The 3,830-nt window shown below is 47.3% G+C and carries 5 protein-coding genes; all 5 read right to left on the bottom strand.

Annotation, left to right across the window (positions count from 1 at the left end; all coding sequences use genetic code 11):
* Window positions 1-459: 459 nt before the first annotated feature.
* On the bottom strand, window positions 460-774 hold the full coding sequence (locus QEH57_RS24555; RefSeq protein WP_309009453.1) for a hypothetical protein: 315 nt from the start codon (window positions 772-774) through the stop codon (window positions 460-462).
* A 22-nt stretch (window positions 775-796) separates the two neighbouring features.
* Window positions 797-1,264 (bottom strand): hypothetical protein, encoded by a 468-nt coding sequence (locus tag QEH57_RS24550; RefSeq protein WP_309009452.1) that lies wholly within the window; start codon window positions 1,262-1,264, stop codon window positions 797-799.
* A gap of 23 nt (window positions 1,265-1,287) precedes the next feature.
* Entirely contained in the window at window positions 1,288-1,821 is a 534-nt protein-coding gene (locus tag QEH57_RS24545) for an SMI1/KNR4 family protein (protein WP_309009451.1), read from the bottom strand.
* Window positions 1,822-1,885: 64 nt separating this feature from the next.
* Window positions 1,886-3,217 (bottom strand): hypothetical protein, encoded by a 1,332-nt coding sequence (locus tag QEH57_RS24540; RefSeq protein WP_309009450.1) that lies wholly within the window; start codon window positions 3,215-3,217, stop codon window positions 1,886-1,888.
* 39 nt (window positions 3,218-3,256) lie between these two features.
* Window positions 3,257-3,733, bottom strand: coding sequence for a hypothetical protein (locus QEH57_RS24535; protein WP_309009449.1), 477 nt, complete (start codon window positions 3,731-3,733; stop codon window positions 3,257-3,259).
* Between the last annotated feature and the right edge of the window lie 97 nt (window positions 3,734-3,830).

The following is a 3,830-nucleotide window of genomic DNA, read 5'->3' as shown; positions in this document are numbered from 1 at the left end:
TACGCGACCCCTGCCGGAGCAGGAGCTCAGAGCTCTGACCCCAGCCAACTGGAAGAAGTCAAGATCGGCCTAGGGGCAGATTTTGCACCGCTTACGCCGTGGGAGCGCTCGATCCCCAAGATATGGGCCCGCCGGGACAGGAGGGCCGCCGCATGAGAAGTCCGAGCGAAGCGCGCCGTCCGGATCCGCGCCCCCGCGTCTCCATCTTTCCGATACGCTCCGAAACGCCCCGATTCGTCCGCCGCGAGTCGCTTTTCCGGCTCGATTCGGGCTGGGGATCGTCGCTGGCTCTCGCCAAGTCCGTAGCCCAAACGCGAAAAAGCCCTTCCAGTGGAGGAAGCGCGGGAAAAGCAAAACGCATATAGCGTATCCGGCTAGGTCCGACTCGGACCGCGGCTTGTTCAACCATGGGCCAATGCGAACCTACGGTTCGAAGGTCCCTTTATTGTTAGGCATCATTTAATTGTAGTAATTGATTATAGTAGCGAATCCTAGTCCGGCCCATGCTAGTATCGAAAAAAGTGCTCCAACGTTTCTCAAAATGTCATTTTTTATTTTCGATAGGTACAGTAGGAGGGTTATGAGGAGAATCAGGATAATCGGTGGGTAGATCAGGTGCAATCCTGGATAAATCGGTGCTACGTATACTTCAACCACGCTCTTGGCATAGATAGACAGAGAGAAGTCATCGTCGTTAGCTAGGTAGTAGGCTAATTCTAAGACCGAGACAATTCCAATGCAGACCGCTATTTCTGTGGGATAATTCTTCTTCAATTTTCTGCCTAACGTCGAGGTCTCACGCGGCGCTTGCCGCCGTTGTGAGCGCCGTCTTGATGGGCATTTCGTTGTTTTGACAGGAGAGTACTATCCACTCGTCTAGATACGGTTCTATGTACTCGAATTCCTTTTTCGATTTTCTCTTACACCTTAAGCCGATAAATTTTTCATCTCCGTAGGTGTAGATGAATTCGAAATCTTCTGCTTTCGAGTTGTAGGAGAACACCCAGTCGCCTGAGGTAAAAGACATATCTGAGTGTATCCATTTCTTTCCGATTTTTGCTTTAGATAAATCAATCTCGTTCAAGGTCGGGTTTGCCGCGATCGTAGCCTCGAGAAACTTGTGCAATTCTTTCATATCGAATCGTCGATTAACTTCCTTCTTCCATCGTTTCGCCTGCTTTTCTGCGGCCTTGATTGTTTCTGGTGTTTCAATTGAGAAACCCGTCAGAAGTATGGCTGAAACTATTAGTAGCAAAGTTCTCATTTTATCTGCCCATCGCAGAGGTCTCACGGCGTGCGCTTGCGCACGTTGTGAGCACCGACTTGATATGATTTATTTTTCTCTTCCATTTCGTTTAGGAAGCTATCGAACGAATCATAAGATTCAAAGGGTTTCTTCGTAATGTAACCCTTGGGATGTCTTCGAATGAATCCATCATTTGTATCCAAAATGAATGGGGTAGCATCACCTTCGTCGCCAATGTAGACAAGGTTGGATGGCCATGGATCGACTGACTCAAATCCTTTTCTGTAATCTTCTGTGAAACTGATGATAAGTTCAGCATTCGAGAGTATGGTAGTGTCATCAATGCCGCGTCTGTTTTCTGACTGCAGGAATGCGGAATAGCTTCTGGGCAAGGTAACGGCGAGAGATCTCTCAATTTCGTCTACTTCCTTTTGTTTCAAAGGCGTCGGCTCATCTGTGGCGGCGTTGTGCTCGGTGTAGTCCGTGCCATCTTTGAAAAAGATCCAGTAGAGTGCGGGTCCACCGACCAACACGAGGATGCCAATGACAAGTGATGCAGCCGCTAGGTCAGACATTTTTGTTCTTCATATCGCCAAGCTCAGACGACGAGCGCTTGCGCTCGTTGTCTGAAGCGCTTTGTTAGCCGTTATTTATATAGTGTTCGTAGTCGGATCTGACGTCACTTGGTACTGAAGCGGGTTCAATCAATCCTAAAAGTTCTGAATAGTTTCTTCTGCATGATCCACTATTTTGAATTCTTCTCCCAACTATGTCATTCGATCTACATAGCGAAACTGCCAGCCTCACTTCTCTCGGTGAGAAACCCTGGACCATGGCGTTATAGTGGTCTTCTGCGGCTCCGGAAACACCGTAACCGTTTCCAATTCTACATCCAACAACAACTCGGACAAACTCTTCTTGGATTGTTTCGGGGATCGGCTCTTGTTCAGATATTCTTCTCAATCTCTCTGCAAATGGAGGTTCGTTGTAGAAGTTGTTCATCGCTTGGTGAACGTTCCAAAGTTGAGTTGTAGCCCTAGAAATGACTCCGTGTCTTTCTGATTCATTCAGTAAGCTGAGAAGACCTAACCGTTCGAAGAACTGCTGTGAAGCAGTGTGACGCTGGGTGTCGCCTTTGGCAACGTAGTCAGAATGTCTATCTACGAGGTCTGATCTTATGGCAGCGTTGAATGCAGGAGAGCACCTCCGACACAGATCGAGTGAGTTTAGCCTTACTGGTTCTGTCGCGTTTGGGTCGCAGTATAGGCCATGAACTGTACCCAAAAGCAGTTGGCGTTGAGCGTCGTGTGTGGCCTGAAGCCGGTCTGTCCAGACGGTTAGTTGGTCTTCATTGAAACGTGTACCCTTGACCGCACTAATAAACGAACCTACATCAACTCCTCTTGGAAACACTTCGGCGGCAAGTGAATATCGGATACAACGATTTAGAAATGTAGTAAATTCTCTATCATTAATTTTTCCTATCGTTGGATGTGCAGCTGAGAAATTGTTCCTTGTATCACGGCATTGATCTAGGAAGAAAAAGCCGTCTTCGCTTATTAGGCCAAGTTTGAGCGATAGCTCAAGAAGTTGATTATCCTGCAAGTCTAGAAGATGCTTCTCTTCAAAGTCCTTCTGTAGGGTTTGTGCGACAACGGGTAATCCAAATTCCCGTATCATTTGTCGCAGGTGAATTATCGTAGCATTCCAAGCGTAGTTAATAGCCCCGTCGAAAAGACCTGTGCTCACAGCTACGCACATTCTGGCGATAAGTTCGTCTCGTAAGTTTGATGGTATCTGAGCCAGCTCGCGTGGAAGATCCCTCCATGCGTACTGTATTTCTTCATCAGGCGCTAGTACACTTCTCGGAATGCCTAGAGCGGCAGTGATCTGGGAAAGAGCGGGAAGCATCTGTTGAGGCAGTGCTGGGAGTTGTGGCTCTCCATTGTTTGTTGCTAGTTGGTTGCTCATTTCTTTTTTTCGCTAACGTGAAGGCCATGCGACGGCGGCTCAGGCTTGGCCTCCATGTTTGGGGTGGTTGATTTGAGAAAATTCGTCATGAAGGAGGCGAGCGTTTGCCGCCGTTGAATGGGCCGCCTGGTTGTATGTTAATTCGTAACCTTCGACAACGATTCTAGAGTTGTTGAATTTTATGCCCTGCTCGTAATCTAAGGTTTCTGTAATCTTTTTAGTTTCCTCACTAAAAAGTTCGATCTCGAATTCTTTGCTTTTAATTTTACGGCTGCCTACGCCATCTTCGGAACTCCAAGAGATTTCAGCGAAAATTTTGATTAGAGCCTTTTCCTTTGTTGGAGAATTGTTCGTAACTTCGAATCGAACAATTGAACTGCGGGGTAGATGTGACCAATCGATGACAGTTACTTCTATCGGTTCTTTTCTGGTCATCGACCAGATTGCTCCGATCGCTAAAACGATAAACATGGTTATGAAGAAACCGAGTGCGTTACTGTTTTTCTTTTTCTTCATACAACGTCGAGCTCAGGCGACAAGGCCCAAGCTATCGTTTGAATTTCTGGGGTCGTTGATTTTCATCGGGTCGTAGTGAAAGAGGCGGGCGTTTGCC

The organism is Pelagicoccus sp. SDUM812005 (genome assembly GCF_031127875.1).
In the GTDB taxonomy this organism is placed as follows: domain Bacteria; phylum Verrucomicrobiota; class Verrucomicrobiia; order Opitutales; family Opitutaceae; genus Pelagicoccus.
The sequence above is the reverse complement of the archived record's forward strand: the minus strand, read 5'-3'. Positions and strand labels throughout refer to the sequence as shown.